Origin of the sequence: Gilliamella sp. Occ4-3 (assembly GCF_001690675.1) — a bacterium.
Lineage (GTDB): Bacteria > Pseudomonadota > Gammaproteobacteria > Enterobacterales > Orbaceae > Gilliamella > Gilliamella bombi.
The window spans coordinates 1-5,792 of sequence record NZ_LZHR01000007.1 but is presented as its reverse complement, the minus strand read 5'-3'; the positions used below and the strand labels follow the sequence as shown (position 1 = coordinate 5,792).

Genomic DNA, 5,792 nt, shown 5'->3' with positions numbered 1-5,792 from the left:
AGTCGTCGAGCGTTAACGGCTGAGCAACAACGGATTATAATATTAAAAAAAGAAATAAAAGAACTGAAATGGACAATGATATACTAAAAAGGGTGCCTGTGTTCTTCATCAATAATCCAAGTCGCTGAAGTACGCCTATATGAAAAATCATTTAACTTCCTACTCCATTACCAAGATGTGCTCGTTACTTGGTGTTAGTACGTCGGGTTATTATGCCTAGCTAAAAAGACTCAACGAATCCGTCAAACTCAGCGAGTATATTAAGAAGCAGTATGGCACCATAAGACACGTTTGGATGCACCGAGTTTGCTTCATGATGCAAGGGAAGCGAGCTATCAAGTTTCAGAACGAACAATTAGCCGTGTTTTGCAACAATTGGGATTACGTAGTTTAAGATTGCATAGTAAAGCAGCACGTAAATTCAAGTATAAAACAGACACGACTCATCACAATATTGCGCCCAACACGTTAGATAGGCAATTTAATCCTGATAAGCCTAATAAAACATGGGTAACCGATATTACTTATATTAAAACGGGTGAAGGTTGGTTATATTTGTCGGTGATTATCGATTTATATGGACGAAAAGTGATTGCTAGGCAAACCAGTCGCTACATAGACCGCCATTTAGTGTGTAATACATTAAAACAAGCCTTATTTCGGCGTCAATTTCCTAAAAATGTACTCATTCATAGTGACCAAGGAAGCCAATATTGCAGTGCTGATTTCAAGCAAATTATTGTTACAATATGGACTAAGGCAAAGCATGAGTCGAAGAGGCAACTGCTTTGATAATGCGGTTGTTGAGAGTTTTTTTCATACACTCAAAACACATATTATTCATGACTGTTACTACAAAACGAGGAAGCAGGCTAATCAAGCACTATTTGAATATATTGAAATCTATTATAATCGGATACGCCGTCATTCAGCCAATGGCTAGGTATCACCTGAACAATATGAACAACAATATTACCAAAACGAAAAAATGATAGAGGTGGGCACTGTCTAATATTTTGGCGAGGATCACAATTTACACCCAATATAGCAATAAAACGAGAGGGCTATTCGATATTTCGTTATTGACTCGACAGACCTTAAAGTCTTTGGTAAATGTAAAGTAAGAAAGCAGAACATGGCGCAAAGCAGACTTAGCTATTGATGTGGATACTCACGAAGCTATTAGTACGGAAGTCAGCCTTGTCAATGTTGGCGATATTGAAGTGCAAAGTCTTGCTAGAGCAAATCATAATGAAAATAGGAAACAAATTGGGTAATGCTGCATCTAAAATCGAAGTAAAACCATACTCTTCACTCTATGCCTCTGAAATATGTGATTTGTTTCATTCGTCTATTCATGCTATTGATACCGATATTTATAGCAAAGCACAGCAAGAAGCATGGTGCTCAACACCACCAGATTATCAGAAGTGGTCAGAACGTTTAGATAATACTCAGCCTTGGATGGCTATCTTTGGCTCAAGCCTTGCGGGGTTTGTTGAACTTAGAGATGATGGTTACATAGACTGTCTGTACGTGCATCCTGACTTTCAAAAGCGTGGCATAGCTAGAAAACTCTATGACCATGTGCTTGACTTGGCTCACCAGAAAAAGCTTTCACAATTAAGTGTAGATGCTTCAAAAGTGGCCATGCCAATTTTCAAAAAATGGGGTTTTAAAATAAAGCGGGCTAACAAAATATCCAGAGAAAATCAGGTACTGATAAATTACCATATGTATAAACCACTTTGATTTTTATTGAGACCTTTGTACGGTAAAGCTTCACTCAAACTAAATTTTTAACCGCGTTTTTTTGAAGCATTTGGGCTTATATTTAGACCTAAATACCTCTAGATAAATGACTATTTATCGCCACTTCCCTGTTTTAGGCACAACTTTCCTGCTGTACAGATAACTCTAGTTTGATATCAAAGTTCAATAAGCTGCCTGAAAGATGAGCTTGGATTAGTTCAGTCAATGGAGTTTCAAATTAAACCGTATTTACGAAATCAAAGAATAAGTAGAAAGCTTTATGAAGATAGCAGAAAATGAAATACACATCTGGTTTACCTATAATGAGGAAATAAATCCCGATTTTGCTTTGACCAACTATGTCCAATTTTTGAATCATCAGGAATTGGAGCAGTGGCAAAATTATACTTTGACAAGTATAAACACCAATATTTGGTAACCCGAATGTTAGTGCATGATGTTCTGAGCAGATATCTACAAGGTATTCCTGCCAAAAATATAGAATTCAGAACTAATTCTGCACATTCTCTTTTAAATTCACTACTTAGTTGTCTTGTCACGGGATAATCTTATTAGTTGATGCTTTTTCATACTGCTAAGAATATCTGCAAGAAAAGTATACCGTTACACTGTGTAAGTGGTTTAGAAAATTAGTTTAAACAGAAAAAATACCTTATTCAAGTTGAAACCTGCGTCAGCGGTTGAGACTCTTTATAGTTCATTCAATTGTTCAATACTGAATAAGTGGCTTAGCAGTATCGTTGAATAAGCGAAAAAAACGGAACTCACATGTTCCGTTTTTTTGTATGCTAAATCCTTGTATTCACTCGGCCAAAGAAAATATAGACAATAACCGCTAGAAAACCAAAAGCCAGAGACACAAAAAACATTGCCTGATAAGCGCAGTTTATTGAAATTATTTGATGTTGAGTGAGGTTGATTAATATTCCTGATAGTACGCCTCCAAATGCACCACCAATTTGCTGTGTAACACGCGTGATAGCGCTCGTGTCCTTAATTTGATTTTTATCACAGAACTCAAATGGAGAAGAGAGAACAGCAATCGTGGCGACGCCTAATCCGGAACCTCGAACAGTAAAACCGATAATTTCAAAGGCGTTGCCACCTACTTGAATTATTAATATACTTATTGCTGATATTATTAATCCTACACCAATAATTAGAAATGAATTTATCTCACTTAGAGATTTATAAATAAATTTTCTAGCCAACCAGGCACCTACACCTTGTAGAGCTAGCAACATACCAATATATGTAATAGATATATTATCATTTATTGCTTGTATTAAAGGAAAAAAAATCATGAAACCAAAAAAGATAAGTGACGTCAGAAATCCCATAATTATTGCGAACGAATATTGAATACAACTAAATGAACTTAAATCGATCAGTTTACTGTCTGACTTGTTATTAATAATAAGCGAAACCAGCATCAAACCAATACCTAAAACTAGCATAATAATATTAAAAATATCAAAAAAATGCCCAGAAGTGATATTTTTAATAGAGATGAAAAATATTATTAAAGCAATTAAAAATGTCATTAATACATAAATATTCATATTGTATTTAGACGTTTTATTATCAGGCATTGTCGTTCTACCAAATAAAAAAGCCATAAGTACTAAAGGTATGTTGATAAAAAAAGCTATTCTCCAATTTAACTGTTCTGATATGATTGCTCCAAAAATTGGCCCTAGTGCAGGGGCAAAGACTGACGGAATAGCAATCAATGCCATAACCGGCTTTAGTCTTTCCTTACCAAAATAAGTTGCTATTGTAGATTGAGTAATAGGAATTAAAATTCCTGCACCAAAACCTTGTAGACATCTATACAAGATTAAAGAAACCAGATTATATGAAAATCCAACTAATATAGAACCAACAAGAAAGACAAAAATTGAGCATACCCATGCTTTCTTGAGTCCAAAATTTTCATGTACATAAGGTGATAGTAATATGCCAGCTGCGCAAGCAAGCATATATATGGTAACAGCCCATTGCATATAAGCATAAGAGGTATTAATGTCATTCGAAATTGAGGGTAAAATAACATTAACAATACTGCTATCTAATAATGGCAATATACTAGATAGTGTCATAGCAAACACTAACTTTCTTTCTGAGGTTGTCAGGTCAATCGATTGCTTCATATTAAACTCTTTCCAGATTATATTGAGTTGCGCCTCGTGTATATATTCCACCGAACGTTGGCGGTGTAATTTCTTTATAATTTTTAAGTATTAAAACTAATTTTTGAAGGGCGATATTTAATTGCATATTTGCAAATTGAGCACCAATACAAGCATGAATTCCCACTCCATATGAAAGATGTCCCTTAAATTCTCTTCGTGGATTGAATGTGTTTGGGTGTTCAAAATATTTTTCATCTCTATTTGCTGGTGGTATTAAGGAAAATATTAAATCTCCTTTTTTTAAGTTAACACCTTCAACACAACTATCATCCTCGACTTGGCGTGGAATTAAATGAACAGGTGGTGTAATTCGTAAGCTTTCCTGCAAGATACTATTAGTGCTGCAATCATTGGAGATAACTAGATCAATATAAGATTCATTTCTATAAAGGTGATAGATACAATTTGCTAAAACTTTATCAACTGGTTCTGAAGCTGCAAGTAAAATGTTTAATGAAAGTGCGACTATCTCACTATCACTTAATATTTCACTTTCATTACTATTATGAATAATAAAAGAAATAATATCATCTCCAGCACACTTTTTACGTTCATCGATTAAATCCAATATCACTTTTTCCAATTCTTCAGATGCAAATAGTGCGATATCTTCAGTCTCTTTTGAAAGATTAAACCCAGTCGCAAATTGAACTATGAGTTTTAATCTTTCTAGATACCAGTCTAATTTATTATAATCAATACCAATGATATTGAATGTTGTTAATAAAGCATATTTATTACCAAAATCAGAAATAAAATCAAATTTGTTCTTAGTTATAATTTCTGTTAACAATGAATCACATAGATTTGTCAGTTTGGGGTGATAATAATCTTTCAACACACGACCGGTAAGCTGATGTAAGAGCATGCTCTTTTTTATTTTATGTTCATTACCTTCCATCTGAGCCAGAACTTTTCCCCTCATTACTGGCTCAGCTCTTTTAGATAAAGGTTTTGTTGAAAATAATACTGAATTTCCAAGTATGCTACGAACAGCATCATAACTAATAGCTAAATGCGCATTTAAAGTTTTGTCATAAATAACGTTCTCCGTTTTATCCAATAAATCAATATATTTGTATGGATCTTGTCCATATTCATCAGACAACACTCCTGGAAAATGATTGTTCATAGTCAACATATTACCTCCATATTACTTAATAATTAAATTGAATGATCTTTAACAATAATTTTTGTATCTGAACTAGGGCTGATACTTAACTTTCCAGCATAAACATAATCAGCTATTGGCCATGAACAGTAATAAGATATATGCAGACTAGTTAGTGAAGATGACAATAAAGAAGGGGAAATAATAAAAGGAATTTCTCTTATTATATATTCTGTAGCAATAATAATATCCTGTTCTTTTATTTCAGATGTTTTACTGATGGCGTTTTTTCTATTCAAAATAGCTTTATATGACTGAGTTATACATAATGAGTGAAAATTCTCATTATTTTTAAAATCTTCTTTTATTATCTCTACATTTTTTTTATACAATTCGTCAGCATAAAAATCGGAAAATTTTAATATTCTTTTTGCAAAAAAATCATGACTAGACATTGATAAATAATTATTAATAGCTCTTTCAATTCGATAAAATTCTTTTCGTGATTTTTTACGTGCTTTTACCTCATTATCTCCAGCTCCTATTAAAAGATACTTAGCCTCTTCATGTGGATGTAAAACATCTACATGATCATAATTATCAAACCCCCACTCCAACATATTTTTAATGTAATTTTCATTAAATTTGGAATTAAAAGGGCTTATGCCAAATAAAACATGTTTTCCTTTCATTTTATACCTCTTTCTAGACAG

The 5,792-nt window shown here is 33.3% G+C and carries 6 protein-coding genes and 1 pseudogene; 4 read left to right on the top strand and 3 right to left on the bottom strand.

Translation table 11 applies throughout. The features are described 5' to 3' along the window. The first annotated feature begins 291 nt into the window (after window positions 1–291). The 4 genes and pseudogenes from A9G44_RS12975 to A9G44_RS00810 all read left to right on the top strand — a co-directional run bounded on the left by A9G44_RS12975 (window position 292) and on the right by A9G44_RS00810 (window position 1,752). On the top strand, window positions 292–792 hold the full coding sequence (locus tag A9G44_RS12975; protein ID WP_065610528.1) for an IS3 family transposase: 501 nt from the start codon (window positions 292–294) through the stop codon (window positions 790–792). Next, window positions 767–943 carry an IS3 family transposase gene (locus A9G44_RS12970; RefSeq protein ID WP_179854777.1) on the top strand — a complete coding sequence of 59 codons (177 nt, stop codon included), beginning with the start codon at window positions 767–769 and terminating at the stop codon, window positions 941–943. Before A9G44_RS12975 ends, A9G44_RS12970 begins: the two co-directional genes overlap by 26 nt. Before the next feature lie 85 nt (window positions 944–1,028). Further along, window positions 1,029–1,226: pseudogene (locus A9G44_RS13765) on the top strand (IS5/IS1182 family transposase); the annotation flags it as partial. A 25-nt stretch (window positions 1,227–1,251) separates the two neighbouring features. Next, the gene (locus A9G44_RS00810; protein ID WP_143426270.1) at window positions 1,252–1,752 is read left to right on the top strand and encodes a GNAT family N-acetyltransferase; all 501 of its coding nucleotides are present in this window, start codon (window positions 1,252–1,254) and stop codon (window positions 1,750–1,752) included. A gap of 809 nt (window positions 1,753–2,561) precedes the next feature. Here A9G44_RS00810 and A9G44_RS00805 read toward each other — a convergent pair. The 3 genes from A9G44_RS00805 to A9G44_RS00795 all read right to left on the bottom strand — a co-directional run. Further along, entirely contained in the window at window positions 2,562–3,926 is a 1,365-nt protein-coding gene (locus A9G44_RS00805; RefSeq protein ID WP_065586987.1) for an MFS transporter, read from the bottom strand. A 1-nt stretch (window position 3,927) separates the two neighbouring features. Then, window positions 3,928–5,100, bottom strand: a complete 1,173-nt coding sequence (locus A9G44_RS00800) for a cytochrome P450 (protein WP_179854775.1) — start codon at window positions 5,098–5,100, stop codon at window positions 3,928–3,930. A gap of 32 nt (window positions 5,101–5,132) precedes the next feature. Next, window positions 5,133–5,792, bottom strand: a 660-nt coding sequence (locus tag A9G44_RS00795) for a tRNA-dependent cyclodipeptide synthase (RefSeq protein ID WP_218837496.1), incomplete at its 5' end; no start/stop codon positions are given.